The organism is Thalassospira lucentensis, assembly GCF_011806425.1.
Lineage (GTDB): Bacteria > Pseudomonadota > Alphaproteobacteria > Rhodospirillales > Thalassospiraceae > Thalassospira > Thalassospira lucentensis_B.
In genome coordinates, this window is sequence record NZ_JAATOV010000002.1 from 787,877 (window position 1) to 809,646 (window position 21,770).

The 21,770-nt window shown below is 53.6% G+C and carries 17 protein-coding genes; 12 read left to right on the forward strand and 5 right to left on the reverse strand.

The window, feature by feature from the left end:
- Positions 1-67 precede the first annotated feature (67 nt).
- Positions 68-943 (reverse strand): dienelactone hydrolase family protein, encoded by an 876-nt coding sequence (locus tag HCZ99_RS09140; RefSeq protein WP_167446612.1) that lies wholly within the window; start codon positions 941-943, stop codon positions 68-70.
- Between the two features lie 240 nt (positions 944-1,183).
- Between HCZ99_RS09140 and HCZ99_RS09145 the strand changes: the two genes are divergently transcribed.
- The 5 genes from HCZ99_RS09145 to HCZ99_RS09165 all read left to right on the forward strand — a co-directional run bounded on the left by HCZ99_RS09145 (position 1,184) and on the right by HCZ99_RS09165 (position 8,932).
- Positions 1,184-2,263 (forward strand): autotransporter outer membrane beta-barrel domain-containing protein, encoded by a 1,080-nt coding sequence (locus HCZ99_RS09145; protein ID WP_167446613.1) that lies wholly within the window; start codon positions 1,184-1,186, stop codon positions 2,261-2,263.
- A 207-nt stretch (positions 2,264-2,470) separates the two neighbouring features.
- A complete protein-coding gene (locus HCZ99_RS09150) occupies positions 2,471-3,673 on the forward strand; it encodes an NAD-dependent epimerase/dehydratase family protein (RefSeq protein WP_167446614.1) in 1,203 nt (400 codons plus the stop codon).
- Positions 3,670-5,475 carry a hypothetical protein gene (locus tag HCZ99_RS09155; protein WP_167446615.1) on the forward strand — a complete coding sequence of 602 codons (1,806 nt, stop codon included), beginning with the start codon at positions 3,670-3,672 and terminating at the stop codon, positions 5,473-5,475. The genes HCZ99_RS09150 and HCZ99_RS09155 overlap by 4 nt, the downstream gene beginning before the upstream one ends.
- Entirely contained in the window at positions 5,472-7,163 is a 1,692-nt protein-coding gene (locus HCZ99_RS09160) for an O-antigen ligase family protein (RefSeq protein ID WP_167446616.1), read from the forward strand. Before HCZ99_RS09155 ends, HCZ99_RS09160 begins: the two co-directional genes overlap by 4 nt.
- The gene (locus HCZ99_RS09165) at positions 7,160-8,932 is read left to right on the forward strand and encodes an ABC transporter ATP-binding protein (protein ID WP_167446617.1); all 1,773 of its coding nucleotides are present in this window, start codon (positions 7,160-7,162) and stop codon (positions 8,930-8,932) included. Before HCZ99_RS09160 ends, HCZ99_RS09165 begins: the two co-directional genes overlap by 4 nt.
- A gap of 570 nt (positions 8,933-9,502) precedes the next feature.
- Here HCZ99_RS09165 and HCZ99_RS09170 read toward each other — a convergent pair.
- From HCZ99_RS09170 to HCZ99_RS09185, 4 genes are all read right to left on the reverse strand, one after another.
- Positions 9,503-9,730: a hypothetical protein gene (locus HCZ99_RS09170; protein WP_167446618.1), complete on the reverse strand. Its 228-nt coding sequence runs from the start codon at positions 9,728-9,730 to the stop codon at positions 9,503-9,505.
- Positions 9,731-9,871: 141 nt separating this feature from the next.
- Positions 9,872-11,251, reverse strand: a complete 1,380-nt coding sequence (locus tag HCZ99_RS09175; RefSeq protein WP_167446619.1) for an aspartate aminotransferase family protein — start codon at positions 11,249-11,251, stop codon at positions 9,872-9,874.
- Between the two features lie 102 nt (positions 11,252-11,353).
- On the reverse strand, positions 11,354-12,400 hold the full coding sequence (locus HCZ99_RS09180) for a histone deacetylase family protein (RefSeq protein ID WP_167446620.1): 1,047 nt from the start codon (positions 12,398-12,400) through the stop codon (positions 11,354-11,356).
- Between the two features lie 14 nt (positions 12,401-12,414).
- The gene (locus tag HCZ99_RS09185; protein ID WP_167446621.1) at positions 12,415-13,101 is read right to left on the reverse strand and encodes a GntR family transcriptional regulator; all 687 of its coding nucleotides are present in this window, start codon (positions 13,099-13,101) and stop codon (positions 12,415-12,417) included.
- Between the two features lie 187 nt (positions 13,102-13,288).
- On the opposite strand from HCZ99_RS09185, the gene HCZ99_RS09190 reads away from it, so the two are divergent.
- The 7 genes from HCZ99_RS09190 to HCZ99_RS09220 all read left to right on the forward strand — a co-directional run bounded on the left by HCZ99_RS09190 (position 13,289) and on the right by HCZ99_RS09220 (position 21,575).
- On the forward strand, positions 13,289-14,059 hold the full coding sequence (locus HCZ99_RS09190) for a class II aldolase/adducin family protein (protein ID WP_167446622.1): 771 nt from the start codon (positions 13,289-13,291) through the stop codon (positions 14,057-14,059).
- 117 nt (positions 14,060-14,176) lie between these two features.
- Positions 14,177-15,730 carry an ABC transporter substrate-binding protein gene (locus HCZ99_RS09195; RefSeq protein ID WP_167446623.1) on the forward strand — a complete coding sequence of 518 codons (1,554 nt, stop codon included), beginning with the start codon at positions 14,177-14,179 and terminating at the stop codon, positions 15,728-15,730.
- A gap of 85 nt (positions 15,731-15,815) precedes the next feature.
- Positions 15,816-16,793 carry an ABC transporter permease gene (locus tag HCZ99_RS09200; RefSeq protein WP_167446624.1) on the forward strand — a complete coding sequence of 326 codons (978 nt, stop codon included), beginning with the start codon at positions 15,816-15,818 and terminating at the stop codon, positions 16,791-16,793.
- Position 16,794: 1 nt separating this feature from the next.
- Positions 16,795-17,628, forward strand: coding sequence for an ABC transporter permease (locus tag HCZ99_RS09205; protein ID WP_167446625.1), 834 nt, complete (start codon positions 16,795-16,797; stop codon positions 17,626-17,628).
- A complete protein-coding gene (locus tag HCZ99_RS09210; protein ID WP_167446626.1) occupies positions 17,625-19,244 on the forward strand; it encodes an ABC transporter ATP-binding protein in 1,620 nt (539 codons plus the stop codon). The genes HCZ99_RS09205 and HCZ99_RS09210 overlap by 4 nt, the downstream gene beginning before the upstream one ends.
- Complete coding sequence (locus HCZ99_RS09215; protein WP_167446627.1) at positions 19,241-20,158, forward strand: 2-hydroxyacid dehydrogenase; 918 nt, start codon at positions 19,241-19,243, stop codon at positions 20,156-20,158. Before HCZ99_RS09210 ends, HCZ99_RS09215 begins: the two co-directional genes overlap by 4 nt.
- On the forward strand, positions 20,133-21,575 hold the full coding sequence (locus HCZ99_RS09220) for an amidase family protein (RefSeq protein WP_254869531.1): 1,443 nt from the start codon (positions 20,133-20,135) through the stop codon (positions 21,573-21,575). Before HCZ99_RS09215 ends, HCZ99_RS09220 begins: the two co-directional genes overlap by 26 nt.
- Positions 21,576-21,770: the final 195 nt, after the last annotated feature.

A 21,770-nucleotide genomic window follows, 5' to 3' on the forward strand; every position in this document is an offset into this window, starting at 1 on the left:
TCATTCGCCAGGGTGCCTATGCATCAGAAGTAAAACAATTGACGACTTCAAACTCACGGCAAGTCTCCTATCGCCAATCGGGAATGGTATTAAGTTCTGGACGCTGTAGCAGCCGCAGCCAAGCATCAACCCAACAGCAATGATGGTCGAACTCGGCAAGTTTAACAACGCGTGCAGGGGCCCCTCTCTCTAATTTTTTCATGTAGGCTTCCGCAACATCCGATGTAACAACAGAATCTTTTCCCCCTGTGAAATGCACTTGGGGCACTTTACTGAGACGATCCGCATAATCGGCCGGATCGAGAGACCCTGCCAACGGCGCCAACTTATCGCGTGCCACCCAAAAACCAATATCAATATTGCCCGCTACCGTAACGAACCCAGTGACATCCGCTCGCTGCGCGGCCAGAAGTGCTGCTACCGCACCGCCTCCAGAATAGCCTACTAAGACAATTGTTTGCGCTCCGCTAAGGGCTTTTAATCTATCGATAGCCCGCCCGACACTTTCGATCACCTCTGGCGCATAGCGGTGACTGGTCCAATAACGAACATCACAACCGCGAGCGGTTTCGGCCCGCGTGTATTGACATGGCCGCGCTATCCAGCCAACGGGACCTGATTGGGACACTGCCATTCGCAATGCCGTCGGCGTTCCTGGGGTAGGATCAGCAGATGGCGTACGTTTACCGACAAACGCACGTCCATCTCCTTCCAGGTAGACCGTAAGCGTCTCGCCAGTAGCTAGAAACGGAGACAAAGCTGTAGTTAGAAAAAACGTCCCTGTATCGACAGTGCTATACGCCCATCCTGCATCACCCGCATACCAACCCGCTTGGCTCCGCCCTGGTAAAAGGTCTGCCCCTACACACCCCACAAGAGGAATCAAAGCAATCACGACAGATAAGCTGTAAAGCTGCTTCACAAACCGGGTCAACATCCCCATCAGTTTTTCCCCTCAAACGAACACAAAGCGTGAAAAGGCTCAACAAGAGCTCCTATTATCAGCAGCTAACATCTTCGCCCTACCAAAACGAAATTTTTGATGAAATTTGCGGCTGTCATCTGCAGCTTCCAATCAATTAAATTATTTAATTCAAACAATAAAACCACAAACGAAACTTGATTTTGTACTACAATGTATGTAACGAGAGAAAATCTAGAGTTTTATGCTTGAGGGGCAGCAGTGAAAAATTTAATCGGGACATTGAAAAAGACGGCCGTGCTGTCGTTGGTTTTGGGCTTCCTACCACTGAGCGCCCAAGCAGCGACGACTTATGGCCCCGAAGCTTCAGCATCGGTAGTTGCACCCCAGATTGTGCAACAGGCATCAAGCCAATCGACCAGCCTTTTAGCTGGTCGCATTAGCCAGGCAGTAAGCAGTGCCGTTGGGAGCGGTTTTGGCGGCGGTTTTGGCGGCGGTTTAGGATCGCCTCAAACTGCAATCATCGGTGGTGACGGAAAGGCTGCAGGCGATTCTGCAAAAGATACCGCGATGTGGTTGAATATCGGAAATAGCTGGATCGAAAATGATCAAAGCGGTGTCGATTATTCAGGCCAAATTCTTACCGGTCTTATTGGTGTGGATCACCAATTCAATGATCAGTTTTTGGCTGGTGTAGCATTTGGCTATGAAAATCCAGATATCGATACCAAGTTCAACAACGGTACGTTCGAAGGTAACAACTTCACGGTTTCGCCTTATGCCAGCTACATTTTCAACAAGAACTTCTATGTCAACGGTAACGTTGGCTATGCTGTAGTCGACTATGACACCAGCCGGAACGACGGCGCGATTACCGGCGATATTTCTGGTGATCGTTTCTTTGGTGATTTGAGTGCAAATTCTCGGTTCGAGCTTGGTGGCTGGGATCTGCGAAGCACATTCGGTTACATGTACCTCGTTGAAACGCAAGATGCGTACACCGAATCTGGTGCAGGTGGAAACCGCATCGAAGAAGAGAAAATCCACTTTGGTCAGTGGAGACTTTCGGGTCAAGCAGGCTATGAGTTCGAAACCCAATGGGGTAGCATCATGCCATTTGGCTCGGTTCAGTTGGAATATGATAGCATCAAGCCTGATGCAGGTGTTGCAGACCAGTTCGGTACACCAGTCGCGAATGACAAATTTGGGGCGACCTTCGGCTTGGGTGCTCAGGCGAACATCGGAGATGACCTTTCTCTGACGGTCGAAGGCACAACAGCCCAGTTCCGCGAACATCTTGATGTCTATTCCTTGACTGGGACCCTTCGCTTTAAGTTTTAGGGCTCAACAAACATCGAGTATAAAGAAAGGGGCCGTTAATCGGCCCCTTTTTATTGTGATGGGCTCTTAATCGAACGATCAGGCATCTGCTACTGATGCCATAACTATAACCAACTTCCCTTTCCAAGATTGACGCTCCTGTTGCAGGACAGCCATAGGCATGTCTAAAGTGACCGGAATGGACAGGGTTTCGAAGCAGGAATAACTATGAAGATTATGGTTCTTGGTGGTGATGGCTTTTGCGGCTGGCCGATAGTTCTACATATGTCTGCACGTGGACATGAAGTCATGATCGTCGACAATCTGGCACGCCGAAAAGCAGATGAAGAACTTAAGGCCGGTTCCCTTACCCCGATCTGCTCCTTGCCCGACCGTCTCAACGCTTGGCACGAAATCACCGAGCGTCGAATTCAATGGTTCGATTTAGATGTTGCGCGAGACTATGACGGGCTGCTTGATCTAATCGAAAGCCAGCAACCTGATGCCATTGTGCATTTGGCGGAGCAGCGATCTGCACCATACTCGATGAAGTCGCCGCGTCACAAACGGTATACTGTTGAAAACAACGTTAGCGCGACCCATAACACGCTATGCGCAATTGTCGAAAGCGGCCTCGATATCCATCTGGTCCATATCGGTACAATGGGCGTTTATGGATATGGCTCTGGCGGTGGCACCCTCATTCCAGAAGGCTATTTGACAGTTGAGGTTCCAACATCAGATGGAATAGGTCGCGTAGCCAAAGAGATCAGGCACCCCACTGATCCGGGAAGCATCTATCACATGACCAAATGCTTGGATCAGGACCTGTTTCACTATTACAATAAGAACGACCAGATTCGGATAACCGACCTGCATCAAGGCGTTGTCTGGGGAACCAATACCGAAGATACATTGCGCGATGAGCGTCTCATCAATCGATTCGATTATGACGGCGACTACGGCACCGTCTTAAATAGATTCCTTATGCAGTCGGCCGTTGGACATCCCCTTACCGTACATGGCACAGGGGGCCAAACACGTGCCTTCATTCATATTCAAGACACCGTCCGCTGCCTGGCATTGGCACTGGAAAATCCACCAGAACATGGCGAACGGGTACGGATATTTAACCAGATGACCGAAACGCATCGCGTTGCCGACCTGGCTAAAATGATCGCTGATATGACCGGCTGCAAAATAGAATACGTTGATAATCCACGAAATGAGGCACCGCAGAACGAACTGCCGGCAACCGCAAAGAATCTTCAGTCCATGGGCCTTACCCCTACTCTTCTGGAAAGCGGGTTGATGAAGGAAGTAATCGACATCGCACAACGCTATGGCGATCACTATGATCCGGACCGTATCCCTTGCCGTTCTCAATGGAAGGCGTCCAAAACTGATGCGAGCGCAGGGATCGGCTCATGACCTTGCCCGGCGCTCCTTTGCTGGCGGGCTTGCTTCTTTCCATCGTAGTCATGTCTGGAACCTTGGCCCTAGCTGCATTTTTCCCAGTAGAGTCCTTTCCGGCCATCAGCGTAGCTTGCCGCCTGAACAACCTTTCTGCTGACAACTGCCAAACCATGGCACTGGAAGTTGGAATCTACAGCGCCATAACGTATGCCGCTGTCCTGGCCGCGATGCTTTGGCGTGGCTGGGCTAGCGTGCCAGGTCGCCCCACGACGACGGATGCCAAAGCGACACCATTGCAATATCTGTTCATTTCCGGGGCTCTTGGCCTGTTCCTCGTACATCTGGCACTTATCGAGTTTGGGCCCATTCATGTGTCCCGACTGAACCAGAGTGAATATTACAGCACCATAATCTCGTTGGAAAACCTGCTGCTCCCCGTGTTGTTGCAGCTCTACGTCGCATCAAAAAGTAACTGTCCTACACGGTTACCTCTTCTCGTAGCACTTTTATTAGGCATGTCCCTTTCGCCATACCGCTCCATGTTAATGGCGCTGGTCCTATTTGGCTTCGCACTACCATTTCTTTTATCTGCTTGGGAAGCATGGCGGCTCCGAAGCCACGAACGGCGCTGGAAGGGTATTACCCACGAGGCATTCGTCCTGGCGGTCATCTGTGCTACGGTAGTGTTTGCTGGCATCCAAGACACAAAAACCCGCTCGCCCACCCTTCTGGGCAAGAGCCTAGGTGTGACTTCTCTTCCGCCCGAAAACCCGCTTCCACCCGAAGCAAAACGTTCTAAGGTGCTTGCCCCTCACACGGGACCAAACATTGAACAGGAGCCAGCAGCTAAAAAGACTGAATCCGAGAGCGTAGCTCCGCCTCCAAATTACTTTATCGGTCGAGTAAGCCAACGCATCGTGTTCCCTCTCTACCAAAGTGCAATTGCCGTGCATCTGGCGGACACAGAGATTGAGCTTCCGACCCTTACAGATCAGGTTCTGCGTAAGCTAAGGCTTAGTGAACGCCCCAACTTGGAGGAATTTCTATTCCGCAGAATTTACGGTGGGCACGGCCACGGCCAGACCACCTCTCTGGCCTTCGGTGAGGCAAGCGTGTATTTCCCCGGCCCACCGATTATCTGGATGTTGGCGGTTCCCCTGATCTTAATACTCTGCTGGCGTCTCCTTGCACGCCGAGGATTTGATTGCGGCACCCTATTCGGCTTTGCCCTATGGCGAAGCTCCTTTTCGGGGCTTTTCCCGATAATGCCGTCGTTAACGATACAAATAGTGGGGCTTTGGGTTCTTCATAGGTTCCCCTTAGACCCGCTAGCCCGCTTAGCCCGCGTCTGCCTCGCAACCACTCTGATCGGAAGTTTGGCAATGACGGGTTATGTTGCGATCGCTCAAATATCGGGACATCGCGACTTTCTCTATGCCGGTTTCGAACTGAAGGCCGGTTGTTGGATCCAAAGCCCATCTTGGATCCCCTATGCTGTCAGTTCGGTTGGAGCGGAAAATAGCCTACCGATGAAGCCGGTTTTGGCAAAGCAACATAGAACCGCAGTTACACTGGCACTTCCATATGGCACAGCCGCAATACCTATGCTTAACGACATCGCTGGGGCGGTCGCCTCGATGTCACGATGCAAGGATAAGCTCAACGGGCGCGCCGATAAGACAGACGTAAACATTCTTTACCATCACTTGGTACCACGAGTTCCAAACCCCTTGAACATACTTATTCTTGTGATACTGATCATGATCGGTTTCAGGACCTGGCAGCGGAAATATGGTCGTGAAGAAGGCCATCAATGATTAAGCAACTAGCCAAATGGGATTCTCAATGGGGCATCTACCACATGCTTGTGGCCCAGATTTGCCTCATGGCTGCTGTCGTAGCACTTAGCTTGCTAGCGCTTACGCAGAGGGATATCGCATTGGTTTTTTGCGGGGTTCTATTCTTCTTAATAGCCTTGGCTTTCCCGCGTTTGGGCTTGACCTTTTTGATTATGATTACCCCCATTCAAGGCTTATGGGGCCTCTCACGAGCCGACATGCCGCTATTGCTTGGCACCCTGATGGCAGCAGTGAACCTGCGCCACGCACCACTTTGGCTCACTTTATTACATAGCCGCACATGGAAACGCTTGCCTACACTGCTGCTGGTACTAGCGGCATTCGTGGTTTTGTTCATAGTTTGGAGCCTATTCACTCTAAGTACGCTGCCTCAGCAACAAACCGACAGCACCTTCATGGCCTGTGCCTTCGTTATCTTTCTGTTTGGAGCTGCACTGGCGATATTTCATCATTGCCTCACTGAAAACGGCAATTCGATGCGCCTCGGGCTCATCAGTGCCGTGTCTTTGGCTCTCATGCTTACAATAAGTTTTGATGTAATTTCGGTCTATTTCCCCAAGCTCAGCAATTTTTTACAACTGCTTCCGGAATGGCCGGGACTGCGTCTCTCTGGGCTGCATAGTAACCCTAACGCGACTGCGAAATATTTTTTGGCCGGCCTGGCAATCGCCCTTGCTGTCTGTTGGCAGCTATTTGGGTGTAACGGGACAATACATCCACCTAGATCAAAAAACAGATTTGCAAAGCTATTGGCGGCCTCAACAATTGCAATAATCTTTGCAATCGTCATCAGCGCAACATCTTCGAAGGGCAGCCTGATAGCAGCTGTTCTCGCTCCTATGGCTGCGGCGATCGCGTTCTGGTCATCTTCAAAGCGTGCGAGCCTATTTGCTATCGCCTCTGCAATGGTAATTGCCATTGTAACGATGAGCTATACCCTAGTTTTGGCGACTGACATTGGGCAATGGACCTATGAACAGTATCGCCAAGCGGAACATATACCCAAACCGGTATCGCCGGAGAAACCGTCCCCAAATGTGCTCGAAAGAATGAAGCAGCAGCTAAGGCTGTCTCGTTCACATGAAATGATTGTCGTCACGCCATCTAAAGATAAACCGCAAAAGCATAGCCAAATCTACCGCAACATTGACGGCGATATAAAATACAAAAATCAGGAATGCAAATCACTGATTTGCACCGGACAGAGAAACCGATTGTGGTCAATCGGGCTTGATATATGGGCCGATAACTGGATTCTTGGGATTGGCCCAACAAATTGGCCGAACGAATATTTTCAGCGTACGCAGTTTCCGTTCGACAGTCCGCATAATGTCTTGATTGAGCTGGGAGGGGGCCTTGGAATTGCTGGCCTTGGCCTTTACGGATTTTTCCTTGTAGCCATGTGGCGTTTATGGCGCACAACATTCTCACAACCTAAAGACAACAACGCAGTTGCCTCGGTATTTGCCCAAGGTGCGGTTTTATATGCTATCGCGTTGATGCTTACTGAAACGGTAGACCCAGCCAAATTCTTTGCCATCAACCCGCACTCGATTTGGGTTTGGTTATTCTTGGCTGGGACGGTAATGCCCCGGTCCGAGCAAGCAGCCAAGTTTACCGCGACGTCGACGACAGAAAAACAATGAATAAATCAGCCAAGAGCACGTCACCTATTTCAGCAAAAAACGCAGCACTAGTTTTGATGTGCCGTATTCAGGAAATGGGAAGAAAGAGGCTTCTGCGGGTAATTGTGCTTAGCATCCTTTCAGGCTTGGCTGAAAGCATGGGCATTCTAGCACTTGTACCACTTATTAAACTTGTCGGTTTCGATAACGGGATGGTCACTGATTGGCATCTCCCTCTCGCTTTGGCAGCTTATGTAATGCTCGTAGGGGGCGGCGCAATGGTCGTGCGCCAACGTACGCTGGAGGTTCGATCCTTATCTTTGGAGTTTCTCGACCGCCTGCGTAGCAAATTGCACGATGCCATCCTTCACATGGAATGGGCCCGTTTTCGGACAGTTCGTACATCTGACCTTTTGCAATCTATTACGGGCGAAATCGCCAGAATTGGACAAGGCGTCTTTTTGCTTGATAGCCTAACCAGCATGCTGTTGACGATTCCTGCGGTGCTTATCACCTCGTTCGTTTTGTCATGGCCGTTGACTTTGGTCGCCCTTTTAGTCGGTGGCATCATCGCCTTAATTACCCGGCACTTGGGTACACAAGGGTTTCTGCTGGCGCGCGAACAAGGAAAAGTCAATCAGAACGCCACAGCCGATTTGGCTGACGACCTAGCCGGACTTAGGGTGATCAAAAGTTTTTCCGCAGAGCAAAGGCGAGTGACCAAAATATCGGCGCGCTTTACCGATATTCGTTGCAATCAAATGGCTTACGTCCGTGCCATAGCAACTGAACGGGCCACTCTGCAATGTGCAGCAGCCGTGGCTTCAGCCTTAGCCCTCTTTATCGCTGTGAGCATCATAAAGGTCCCTCCTGCAGAAGCCTTGGTTCTCATAATCGCTTACGCACGCCTTTTACAGTTATCGTTGCGCGCCATATCATCATGGCGAAAATTGAGTGATGCAACTGCGGCACTGCAATCCTACGACGAAACACTTCAAATGTGCAGCACCTCAGTCGAACCAATCTCTCACACCGCAACCACGCTGCCCACCATGAAACGAAAATTAAGCCTCGAGAGCATTTCGGTAAGTTATCTTGCCGATGATGAAATGAGCCATCGGCCTGCTTTGATGAATATAACTGCTGACATACCAAAGGGCGCGATCACCGCCTTGATCGGGCCGTCGGGCGCTGGAAAATCGACCTTGACCGACGTGATCGCAGGTCTGATTGTGGCCGACAGCGGTCGCATGCTTGTTGACAATATGCCTTTGTCAACAAGCGACCGGACCCAATGGAGAAGACGCATAGCTTTGGTACCGCAGGAACCTTTTCTATTCCACGACACCATCGCCAGCAACCTACGCCTGTCGTACCCCGAAGCCACCGAGGCCGAAATGTGGGAAGCGTTGGAGGCTGCATCTGTCGCCGACGTCGTGCAAAACCTGCCGAACGGCCTTGAAACCATAGCTGGACCGCGTGGAGACAGTCTTTCTGGCGGCGAACGTCAGCGAATTGTTCTCGCCCGTGCTCTTATCCGCCGGCCCGAAATTCTTATCCTCGATGAGGCAACATCCTCATTGGATAAGATGACAGAAAAACTTGTCGCAGAAACCTTGAACGAACTAAAGGGTCGCTGCACGATACTCGTTGTTGCACATCGCCTAGAGACCATCCGACATGCTGACAAAGTACTGTTGCTTGATAATAGTCGCTTAGTCGCCGATGGTTCGTTTGAAGATATTAGCGAAGACATTGAGCGAGTTTTAGGCGTCAATGTTATTCAATGATCATAAAGAGACATTACAATCCAGTCTGACTGGACGATTGCAAATCCGATTTCGCCTTTGCGAAGCGCGCGCAGGTTATAGATCGAACCGGCTGCACTTTCGGTAAAGCGGTGCGGCCCTTATGAACATGATGTCTTATTGATCATCCCGAAAATCGCACCACCGGCCACAAAATAAATGCCCGTCACTCCGCCCGCCCCGATGACGATTTCATTTTGCTAAGCATTTGCCGAAACGGAATGGACGGATGCAACCACAAACATGCCGACAATCGCGACAGCGGTGGTTTTCAAAGTCAAATTCCATCTCATCATTTTCTATCGTTGGCGATTACCCTGCATTCCAGATATTTTGTGTCCGTCCGGCTCTTTGCGTTTCTGTATTTCCAAAAACCTGTTTCTCGCGACAGTAAAGCCCTCACCCGGTCATAGACACAACCTGCCAGTGAATAGGGCTTGCTGTCTGAGTAAACGACTCCGCGCAGCACATGCGAGACAGCATGATGGTTACTTTCCACATTCATCTCGATGGTGACCTAATATTGCCCGTGTTCCGGTAATAGTTCCCCGTTCACGTCCTTGCGCGCTGGGATTTCCCACCATTCAGAGAAGCCAGCAACGGCTCGTTCAGGAAGTCTGCCGGCACGCTCTGAACATGCACAACTGCTCCATCAAGAACAGGATAGTCACTGGCCTCAGGATAGAAGTGCGCCTGACTTCCGACAGAAACAAGGGATCTGTCACGTTCGTCGACATAGGCACTCAAAAGACCACGAACACGCGCAACAACCAAAAACATATGCGGAACCGGCTCTAGGTATCTGTGAATTGACGTATAAAATTAGAACGCCGTAGATGAGATATTATTTCTCATCTACGGCTTTTTCTTTTTCACGATGCCACCGAGCTGGTCGTTTGCCGCACAGGTGCGATTTTCAGGTCAGATCATGCCTTCGGTCTTGGCCCAGTCCAACGCCCGATCAAGCGCGCGTCCTAAACGGGCGTGAATTTCCTGGACATCTTCTTCGGTCACGATCAATGGCGGGCACAAGGCCACGGTGTCATAGACATTGCGGCAGATAAGGCCTTCTTCAGCGGCCAGTGCGACGACCTTGGCAGCCACAGCGCCGGGCTTGCCGATTGGTTGCTTGGTGCTTTTGTCGGCCATTTCCAGTCCAGCGATCAACCCGACGCCCCGGATTTCGCCGATCAACGGATGGTCGGCAAAGGCGCGTAAGCCGCTCTGGAACAGCGGCTCCAGACGTTCGGCATTGCCCATAAGGTCGCGTTCTTCAATGATCTTGAGGTTCTCAAGGCCAACGGCACACGACACCGGATGACCACTTGCGGTGAAGCCATGGCCGAAATTGCCAAGCTTGGCAGTGTTATCGGCAATGGCGTCATAGACCTTGTCATTTACCACAATCGCTGCAAGCGGCATGTAGGATGATGTCAGTTGTTTGGACGTCACCAGAATGTCTGGCGTGAAGCCATATTTTTCGCAGCCAAAGCGCGCACCCGTTCGACCAAAGCCATTAATGACCTCATCAGAAACAAGCAGGATATCATACTTGCGGCAAATCTCGGCAACGCCCGGCCAGTAGCCTTCTGGCGGGGTCATAACGCCCCCGGCCCCCATCACCGGTTCACCGATAAAGGCCGCAATGGTTTCCGGGCCTTCGGCGATGATCGTGTCTTCAAGCTCCTTAAGAAGACGCGCGGTAAACTCGGCTTCGGTTTCGCCCTCCGCGCCGTAACGCCAGTAATGCGGGCAGCTCAGATGCGTGACCGGAATCGCCGGAAGATCGAAATCCTTCTGATTGCCAGCTAGTCCGGTCAATGAGCCGGACGCAATCGTGATCCCGTGATACGCCTTGGTACGTGACAGGAATTTCTTCTTCTCGGGCCGTCCCAAACCGTTATTGAGAAACCACGCCATCTTGACCACGGTATCATTGGCTTCCGACCCAGAATTTGTAAAGAACACCCGGTTCAGCCCGTCCGGGGTCATCTCGACCAGTTTTTCCGCCAGTCGGATCGACGGCTCATGCGCCTTATGCGCGAAGCTATGGTAATAGGGCAGGCGTTTCATCTGTGCATAGGCCGCATCGGCCAAACGTGTTTCCGAAAACCCGACGGCGACCGACCAAAGGCCCGCAAGCCCTTCGATATATTCCTTGCCTTCGCTGTCGGTGACGCGGGCGCCGTTGCCCTCGGCCATAATCATTGGGCCCTTTTCCTCGTGCAATCGCATATTGGTATAAGGATGCATCGAGTGGGCGATGTCTGACATGTGAAGCGAATTTGGGCGATGGTTCATGTGAAACTCCCGTTTTGAAGATGATGCCCATTCGTGGGGCGTGCATTATGAGGTGGATTATAGGTATTTTCCAGTAAGCCCGTGATCGGTTGCGGGTAAGGGTCAATTTGGCTCAAGGGCGTGTCTTTTGGCGGCCATAAAGCCCGAAAGGAAAGACTGAAGCGATGTTGTTAAGGACGGCGAAAGATATCCGCCTTCTTGCACGATCACGGTCGGGAAACCTGCGGCGGCGATTTTCTCGCCAGCACGGCGAAGTCCGTCCCAGGAAATCTTCATCCCCATAAGTGGATCGTCTTCGTGCGTATCCAGACCAAGGCTCAGCACAATCGCCCCGGGCTTAAAGTCCGAGATCCGCGCAAGGGCTGTATCAATCGCAGAAAGCCAAGCGGCATCGGTGGTGGTGCGCGTAAGGGGTATGTTGAGGTTATAGCCCGCACCTTCACCCGCGCCGGTTTCCCCCGCAAAGCCGGTAAAGAACGGGTAATAGGTTGTCGGGTCGGCATGGATCGAAACCGTTAGAACATCACCGCGATCATAAAAGATATCCTGTGTGCCATTGCCGTGATGAACATCGATATCAAGGGTGGCAACGCGTTCATGCGCTGTACGCAGTCGGGCCGCCGCAATGGCCGAATTATTTAACAGGCAATGGCCGGCGGCAATTTCGGCACTGGTGTGGTGCCCCGCCGGACGACACAACGCATACGCCGCATCATCCCCCGCCAGTACCGCATCCGTTGCGGCAATCGCACAATCCGCAGCGCGCAAAGATGCCTGCCAGCTATGCTGACCAATCGGCGCGGATGTATCGCCCATATGCCAGCCGGCCCGCGCCAGCGTGGTTTCAGGGTATGACGATGTTGCTGCACGGGGAAAGACGTTTGGCACCACTTCGGGACCTGCGTCGGGCAGTTTCTGCCATTCATCCCAGGCGGTTTCAAGAAAGTTCAGAAACCGTGTCGTATGAACGGCTTCGAGTGCCGCCCTGGGTGCGCGAGGCGGCGGTGTCGCCGACAACGAAAGCGCATCAAGACCTGCTAACAAAAGCTTTGCGCGTTCGGCCTGCTCGGCATTTCGCTGCAGTTTGCCGTAGGTCAGGCGGAACAGCGGATCATGGGATTCAGTTTCTGGGGCGTAGAAGCATTTCATGGAGAGGTCTTACCTTATTCAAGCAGGCGGAACTGGTCTATGACGATGCGTTGTGCTTCGGAGATGTGGTAGCGGATGGCCTTGACTGCTGCGTCGGTATCGTGGGTTCGCAGCGCAGCAAGAATGGGTTCGTGGGTTTCTGCAATCCGGGTCGGATCGTCATAAAGCCGTCCTATCAGCATGATGCTGAATTCGGTTTCTATGGCGATCTGTTCGAAAACCTGCAGGAATTTGGGGTTGTCGCTGCCGTTGCACATCAGACGGTGAAACTGCATGTCGGCTTCGACCTGGGTGAACATATCTGTCTCTTCGGCGGCAACCCGGTGAAGTTCTGCGACCTGCGCTGTCAAGGTTTCGTCGATCTCGTCGTTCCAGTTCTGAGCCAGACGCTCGACCACGGCAATCTCAATTGCCAGTCGCAACCCATAAAGGTCATTTAGCGCCTTTGCTGAAACCTGACGCACGAAAAAGCCGCGGTTGGGCTCGGATATCACCAGACCAGAACTTTCCAACAACCTTGCGGCTTCGCGGACCGGCGCGCGACTGACACCCAGTTCGCGGGCCACAACCGACTCGGACAACCGCGCTCCCGGTGCAAGCTTTCCGCTGACGATCGCTCTGCTCAGAATTTTCGCAACTCGCTGCACAAGTCCTTCGCGATCAAGCTGCTGAAAGCCGGAAGTTGGCTGTGTTTCTGTCATATGTAATCCTGAAAAATATGTGTCTTAAATCTATGTAATGTGCCCGCGAACGATGCCAACGAAATATGTTTGGCTCGCTCAGTCTAGGCAACAAACTGTAGATTGTCGACAATTTACTTGACGGAGCCGAAATCATCCCGCAGCCTTGAAGCAATCAAAAAAGAGGCAACACGAAAGGGTGGTACCAATGCGCGATGGTACGAATAATCAGACAGTCGCCGAAATACGACGAGATCTGGCGGCGGCCTATCGTCTGATTGCACTTGAAGGCATGGATGACGGAATTTACACACATATTTCCGCCCGGCTCCCGAGTGGGCCCGGCGGCGAACAGCGTTTCTTGCTCAATCCGTTTGGTTTGCGTTTTGATGAAGTCACCGCGTCAAATCTCGTCACCGTCGATGAAACTGGTGCTGTCATTGACGATCCATATGGGGCTGGGGTGAATGCCGCAGGTTTCACCATCCATTCAGCGGTTCACATGGCCCGTCACGACGCTGTCTGTGTGTTACACACCCACACTGTTGCTGGCGTTGCCGTCTCATCGAACAAGGAAGGCCTTCTGCCGCTTAATCAGTGGTCGGCACAATTCTATGACCGGATTGCCTTCCACGATTACGAGGGCATTGCGCTTAATCTTGACGAGCGCGCCCGTATCGTTGCCGATCTTGACGGCAAATCGGTGATGCTGCTGCGCAATCACGGTACATTGTTATTAGGTCGTTCCGTTGCCGAGGCGTTCAAATTGGCGCTTAATCTTGAGCGGTCCTGCAAGGCCCAGGTGGCCGCATTGGGAATGGGTTTGACGCCGGTCGTGCTGTCGCATGAGGTGGCTGAGCACACTGCGGGCCAGTACCAATCGATGTACGACGCGATGGAACAAAAGGGCAAAGCAGACCCAGAATGGGCGGCCGAACTCCGCAGGTTAGAAGTTTGCGCGCCAGATTACCAAGGATAGATCCCGGTGATTCGGGATCATCCAATGCCCAAAGCCCCACTTACGATCTTCGATAAATAACACGTGCGAAAAGCCGGAAAACAGGAACAAAAATGCTAAAAACAATCAGGGAATGCTATGAAATACTTAAAACTGAAAGCAACGACTTTCCTCATTGCGGCGACCTTGGCGTCGCCTTTGGCCGCGCAAGAAGCCGGCGGTCGACTTGATATCGTCGTTCAGCCAGAACCACCTGGACTGATGCTGGGCCTGGTGCAGAACGGCCCAACCCAGATGGTTGCAGGCGATATTTATGAAAGCTTGCTGCGCTATGACAGTGACCTAAACCCGATGCCGAGTCTGGCAAAAAGCTGGGAAATCTCCGACGACGGCCTGACCTATACCTTCAAGCTCCAGGAAGGTGTTATCTGGCATGATGGCAAGCCTTTCTCTGCCGATGACGTTGTGTTTTCTGCCGATGTCTTCCTGCGCGAAACCCATGCGCGTCTGCGTGCGTCGCTGGCCTATGTTGAAAGCATCACAGCACCCGATCCGCTGACAGTTGTTTTCAAACTCAAAGAACCGTTTGGTCCGTTTATCAATGCCTTTGAAAACGGCACGATGCCGATCGTGCCCAAGCACATTTACGAGGGCACTGACTTTGCCAACAATCCGGCAAATGCGACCCCGATTGGCACCGGACCGTTCAAGTTTGACGAATGGGTCAAGGGCAGCCACATCCATCTCGTGAAAAACGAGGACTACTATATTGATGGCCTGCCTCACCTTGACGAGGTCTTCTACCGTGTGATCCCCGATGCCGCTGCGCGCGCTGTGGCGTTTGAAACCGGCGATGTCGATGTCCTGCCCGGCGGTTCTGTCGAAAACTGGGATGTTCCACGTCTGGCCGAAATGGATGGCGTTTGCATCACCGAAAAGGGTTGGGAATTCGTCGCACCGCTTGCGTGGATGTGGCTCAACAACCGCGAAGGTCCGACGGCAAACGTGAAGTTCCGTCAGGCTGTCATGTACGCCATGGATCGTGAATTCATGCAGCAAGTTGTCTGGAACGGCTTTGGCAAGGTTGCGACCGGCCCGATCGCGTCGAGCACCAATTTCTATTCCGACGACGTGACCATCTATGATCATAACCCGGAAAAGGCCAAGGAGCTACTGGCCGAGATGGGCTATGACGGCGAACCTATCCGTATTCTGCCCCTGCCATATGGCGAAACCTGGCAGCGCTGGGCCGAGGCCGTGCGTCAGAACCTTAGTGAAGTTGGCATCAATGCCGAAATCGACAGCGCTGATGTTGCCGGCTGGAACGAAAAAACGTCCCAGTGGGACTACGATTTGGCCTTCACCTATCTCTATCAGTACGGTGATCCGGCCCTTGGTGTCTCGCGCAACTACACAGCCGATCGCATTAAAAAAGGCAGCCCATGGAACAATGTAGAGGGCTACAACAACCCTGAACTCGACAAGAAATGGGCCGCTGCTGCGACGATGGTAACCCCGGAAGAACGCAACAGTGCCTATGCCGACATTCAGAAAGAAATCGTCGATGATGTGCCGGTTGCCTGGATGCAGGAACTGACCTTCCCGACGATCTACCGGTGCAACGTTAAGGATCTGGTGACCACCGCCATTGGTGTGAACGATGGTCCACGTAACGCCTGGATTGAAAAATAAGTCTGCGGGCGGGCCGGTTCTCGGCCCGCCTTTTTCCTGACACCCGCCAAAGCGGGATTTCCAATACCAGATGATACGGGGACCAATGACCATATTCGCTGTCATCGTTTCGCGGCTTTCCAAGGCAGTTCTCACCTTGTTAGCTATCGCGATTCTCAATTTTTTCCTGATCCATGCCGCGCCGGGCGATCCGGCCGTTGTGCTTGCCGGTGAAGCAGGTGCCGCGGACGAGCAGATGATCGAACAACTGCGCGACCGTTTTGGTCTTGATCAGCCGCTTTATGTTCAGCTTGGCAAATATGTAGCGGGGATTGTGCAACTTGATCTTGGCTATTCCTTCCGTCAAGGCGCGCCTGTGGTCGACCTGATTGCCGATCGGTTGCCCGCGACCTTGTTGCTGACACTCACCGCCTTCGTTGTCTCGCTTGTCATGGGGATCATATTTGGCGTCTCGGCCGCCGCCCGGGTCGGCAAACCATCCGACTCGATTTTGACCACATTGGCGCTTTTATTTTATGCCACACCACTTTACTGGCTGGCTCTTATGGCTGTTCTAGTGTTCTCGGTCTGGCTTGGTTGGTTGCCTGGCTTTGGCTACGAAACCGTGGGGGAAAACTATACCGGCTTTACCCGTATCTTTGACATCCTCAGTCACCTGGTTTTGCCCGCCCTGACACTCGGTTTGTTCTTTACGGCTGTTTATATGCGCATGGCGCGTGCCTCTATGTTGGAAGTCTCCCAACTCGACTTCGTTAAGACCGCCAAGGCCAAGGGCCTTTCCGATGCGGTCATTCGTCGCCGTCACATTCTGCGCAATGCCATTTTGCCAGTCGTAACGCTTGCGGGTTTGCAGGCAGGGCAACTGGTTGGCGGGGCCGTGTTGACAGAAACAGTCTTTGCCTGGCCAGGCATTGGGCGCCTGATGTTCGAAAGCCTTGCCGCGCGTGACTACAACACGATTTTGGGCGTGTTCCTTGTCTCTGCCGCCATGGTGATCCTGTTCAACATTGTCACCGACATTGTCTATCGCATCGTCGACCCCCGTATCGGAGCCCGTAGCTGACATGTGGAAACGTTTCAGAAGCAATATGGGTGCCATGGTTGGTGTCGCCCTGTTGATTGCCGTTATTGTTATTGCCGTTATTGCACCCATGCTCTTCCCGCATGGGCCGTGGCAGATGGTGCAACGTCCCTTCTTGCCGCCAATGTCTGTCGATGGTCTGCCGTTGGGCACTGATACGCTTGGGCGTAATGTCGCCGCACAACTTGCCTATGGTGCGCGTGTTTCCCTTCTTGTCGGGCTGGTTTCAACCTTGGTTGCCTTGTTGATCGGTGTACCGCTTGGCGCATTGGCCGGTTTCTATGGCGGCTATGTCGACGAAGGCGCGATGCGCTTTACCGAGTTCTTCCAGACCATCCCCAACTTCGCGCTGGCCATTGTGCTGGTCGCGATTTTTGAACCGAACCTGACCTCAATCACAGTGGCGATTGCGATTGTCAGTTGGCCGCCGGTCGCACGTCTTGTACGCGCCGAGGTCATGTCGATCCGCACCCGCGAATTTGTCGATGCCGCACGTTTGGCAGGTCTGTCAAAACCGCACATTCTGATCCGTCAGGTGCTGCCCAACACGGTGTCGCCGATTATCGTCATGGCGTCGCTGATGGTGGCAACCGCGATCCTGCTTGAAAGTTCGCTGTCGTTCCTCGGCTTGGGCGATCCTAACTCCATGTCGTGGGGCTATATGATTGGCGCTGCCCGCACGGTCATCCGCACAAGCTGGTGGCTCAGCTTCTTCCCAGGTATCGCCATCGTGATCACCGTTTTGGCACTTAACCTGATCGGTGAGGGCCTTAATGATGCCTTTAATCCGCATCTGTCGCGAAAGGGCAAAGCATGAGCCAGACTTTATCCATTGAACGGCTGACGATTGGCTTGCCGGAAGGTGCAGACCGCCCGTTTGCCGTCGAAAATGTCAGCTTCGCCATCGAAAAGGGACAAATCCTTTGCGTGGTGGGGGAGTCAGGCTCTGGCAAGTCAATGACGGCCAACGCCTTGATGGGCTTGTTGCCACCCGGTGTTGATGTCAAATCCGGTCGGGCAATTTTTGAAGGCCGGGATGTGCTGCGTCTGTCGGAGGCCGACAAACAAGCCATGCGCGGTGCACAGGTCGCAATGATCTTTCAGGAACCAATGACGGCACTCAATCCGTTGATGCGCATCGGTGATCAGATTGCCGAGGTTTTTGCTGCCCACAATCTTTACACCCAGTTTGAGCGTCGCGCGCGAACGCTTGATCTGGTGCGTGAGGTCGGCCTGCCGGACCCGGAAAAGATCATCCGTGCTTACCCGTTCCAACTTTCGGGCGGACAGCGCCAACGTGCGATGATTGCCATGGCACTTGCGCTGGAGCCCAGGCTCCTGATTGCCGATGAACCGACAACCGCCCTTGATGTCACGACACAGGCCCAGATCCTGAAGCTTATTCTTGATCTGCGCGAACGCCGTGGCATGGCGGTGATGTTCATCACCCATGATTTCGGCGTGGTTGCGGAAATCGCCGATCAGGTGATCGTCATGCGCGAAGGCAAGGTCGTTGAACGCGGTGACGCGAAGACGGTTCTTGAAGACCCGCAACACGACTATACCAAGCGCCTGCTCGATGCCATTCCAACCGGAAAACTGCCCGAGGCCCGCACGCTCAGCGAAACACCAGCCCTTGAAATCAAAAACCTGCGTAAAACCTTCCGCACTGGTGGTGGGCTGTTCAAACCGGTCCGCGAAGTCCATGCGGTGGATGATATCTCGCTTACGGTTGCGCGCGGCGAGGTTCTTGGTTTGGTGGGTGAATCCGGGTCGGGCAAGTCAACACTCGGTCGCACAGCGGTCCGCCTTGTCACGCCCGATGGCGGGCATGTTATGGTCGGCGGTGTCGATCTGGCTGCCCTGTCTGAGGAAGAACTCCGCAAGCAACGCAACAAGGTCCAGATGGTATTTCAGGATCCCTATGCGTCGCTTAATCCGCGTCAACGGATCATGGGGGCACTGACCGATGGACCGATCAATCGCGGCGTGCCAAAGGAAAAGGCACAGGCCAAAGCCTGCGAATTACTTGAAATCGTCGGCCTGGGGGCTGATGCGGCCATGCGTTATCCGCACGAATTTTCCGGTGGGCAACGTCAACGCGTCGGCATTGCCCGCGCACTTGCGATGGAACCCGATCTGATCATCGCCGACGAGGCGGTTTCGGCCCTTGATGTGTCGATCCAGGCGCAGGTGCTCGATCTGTTGCGTGATCTGCGTGAACGGTTGTCCTTGTCGATCCTGTTTATCACCCATGACTTGCGGGTTGCTGCCCAGCTTTGCGACCGAATTGCCGTGATGCAAAAGGGCCGATTGGTTGAAATCGGTCGGGTTGATGAAATCTTCCTTTCGCCAAAAGAGGACTACACCCGACAACTTCTGGCGGCCGTGCCCGGCGGCAACTGGACACAAACCAAAGAAGTACCCGCATGATTGGTGTTCTGTCTTGCAGCAAGCTTGATTTGCGCGACATTTATGGCGCGCATTTCGAAACCTTGGCGCCCGAGCTTGACCTGCGTCTGCCCCACGAAATCGATCGGCCCGAAGATGTGACCTTTATGGTCACCTTCGCGCCGGCCCCTGATGCCTTCACCCCCTATCCCAATATCAGGGCGGTGTATTCAATCGGGGCCGGGGTTGATGCAATCCTGTCTTGCCCGTCCTTGCCGCCGACGGTTGCGGTCCACCGGGTCGAGGATCCCGATCAGGCCCGGCAGATGGCCGGTTTTGCCGCCTTTCATGTCGTCTGGCATCACCGCAATATGGGCAACTGTCTTGCCAATCAGAAAATTGGTCATTGGCAACGCCAACTGACCGGTTTGTCACCGCGTGCGCGCCGCATCGGGGTCTTGGGCTTTGGTCATATGGGACGCACGGTTGCCAAGGCGCTGGTGGCCTTGGGCTATCCGGTTGCAAGCTATTCGCGCTCCCGTCCGAACCCGTCCGAAAACGGCGTAACGCATTACAGTTCCCAGAATAGTGCAGGGGCATTTGATGATTTCCTCGCCCAAAGCGATATCCTGATCAACGTCCTGCCCCTGACCGATCAGACGCGGGGAATACTCGGGGCTGAAAACCTTGCCAAATTGCCCAAGGATGCGGCTTTGATCCATCTGGGTCGCGGTGGGCAAGTCGATGAGGGTGCCCTGATGGATGCCCTTGATCGCGGCCATCTATCTGGCGCATCGCTTGATGTGTTTGATACCGAACCATTGCCGACCGATCACCCGCTTTGGAGCCATGCAAAGGTGTTTGTCACCCCCCACGTGGCTTGCATCTGTGAACCGCCGGCTGCGGTTCTTTCGATCCGTCGGACCCAACTTGAACGACAGCCCCTCACAGCTTGAACCCAACTTAAAGGTAGCGCCGCCGATGACCATTGATCCCAACTCCCTTTCCGCCCGTGAATTGGCCCGACGCATCAAAAATGGCGAACTGAGCGCCACCTCGGTCATTCGCCAGACCCTTGACCGGGTCACGCGCGTCAATCCCGCCATTAACGCCATCGTTCAGGATTGCGCCGAAGATGCCATGGCAGAGGCACAATACCTTGATGCCCGCATCGCCGCCGGTGATCCCGTCGGGCCGCTGGCAGGTGTTCCGGTTACCATCAAGGTGATCTCTGACCAGACGGGCTATGCCACCACCAATGGCACAACACTGGCCGCCGATTTGAAGGCAACCAGCGACAGCCCGTTTTTGCAAAACCTGCGTCGTAACGGCGCGATTGTCATTGGCCGTACCAACACACCGGCCTTTTCCTATCGCTGGTTCACATCCAACAAGGTCCATGGCACAACGCTTAATCCGCATAATCCCGACCTGACCCCGGGCGGGTCATCGGGCGGGGCCGGTGCCGCAACATCGGCTGGATTGGGTCACATCGGCCATGGCACCGATATCGCGGGCTCAGTACGCTATCCGGCCTATGCCTGTGGTATTCACGGGCTGCGCCCGACCCATGGGCGTATTCCGATGTTCAATCAAACCGGGGGGGACCGCCCGATTGGCGCGCAGCTGATGGCCGTGTCAGGCCCACTTGCGCGTTCTGTTGATGATCTGAGGCTCGCACTCGAAGGCATGTCGGGCTACGCGGCCGATGACCCATGGAGTGTGCCGATGCCGCTGCGCGGGCCTGATTTCAATCGCCGTGTGGCGCTTGTTACCCATCCGGGCGGGATCAATACCGATCCGCGTATTGTCGCCGATCTCGAACGATCCGCTGAAATGTTCCGCTCTGCAGGCTGGACAGTCGAAACCCCGGATATTCCTGAAATCCGCGAGGCCGTCGATCTGCAAATTGATCTCTGGCTGTCCGATGATCATGCGGCCAAACTTACCGCGGCGCGCCAAGAAAACGATCCGGGTGCGATCGCCCTGCTTGAACATTATGCGGATCGGGCCAACGCCATTGATGTCGCCGCATTCAGCCAGCTTTTCATCCGCCGTGCAGCGCTTGTCCGCGCTTGGCGCGCCTTCCTGGGGGACTATCCTGTTGTCCTGATGCCGGTGTCGGCTGAACTCCCGTTCCGCAAGGACGAGGACCTCGAAGGGTCGGAAACATTGACCCGTCTGTGGGAATCCCAATTGCCCCAAATCGCCATTCCGTTGCTCGGCCTTCCGGCCATCTCGATCAGTACGGGTGTTGAAAACGGCGTCCCGTCCGGCGTGCAACTGGTCGCAGCACCTTGGCGCGAAGACATCTGCCTGACCGCGGGTGAGGTCCTTGAACAAGGCTTCGGCTTGCCTCAGATTCCAGAATAAAGCGCACAGCTCATATCACTGATGCACAATCGCTAGAAATTGAAAATCAGGTCGGCATTACCAGTAGTGACGCGGGAAAATACAAATCCGCAATTGATACTATTGAGATGTCGACCGCTCTCACAATGTAGTCATACCTTGACGTGCCATGTTGAAGCCTCTCCTACGTTCACATTCCACATCAATGTGGCCATT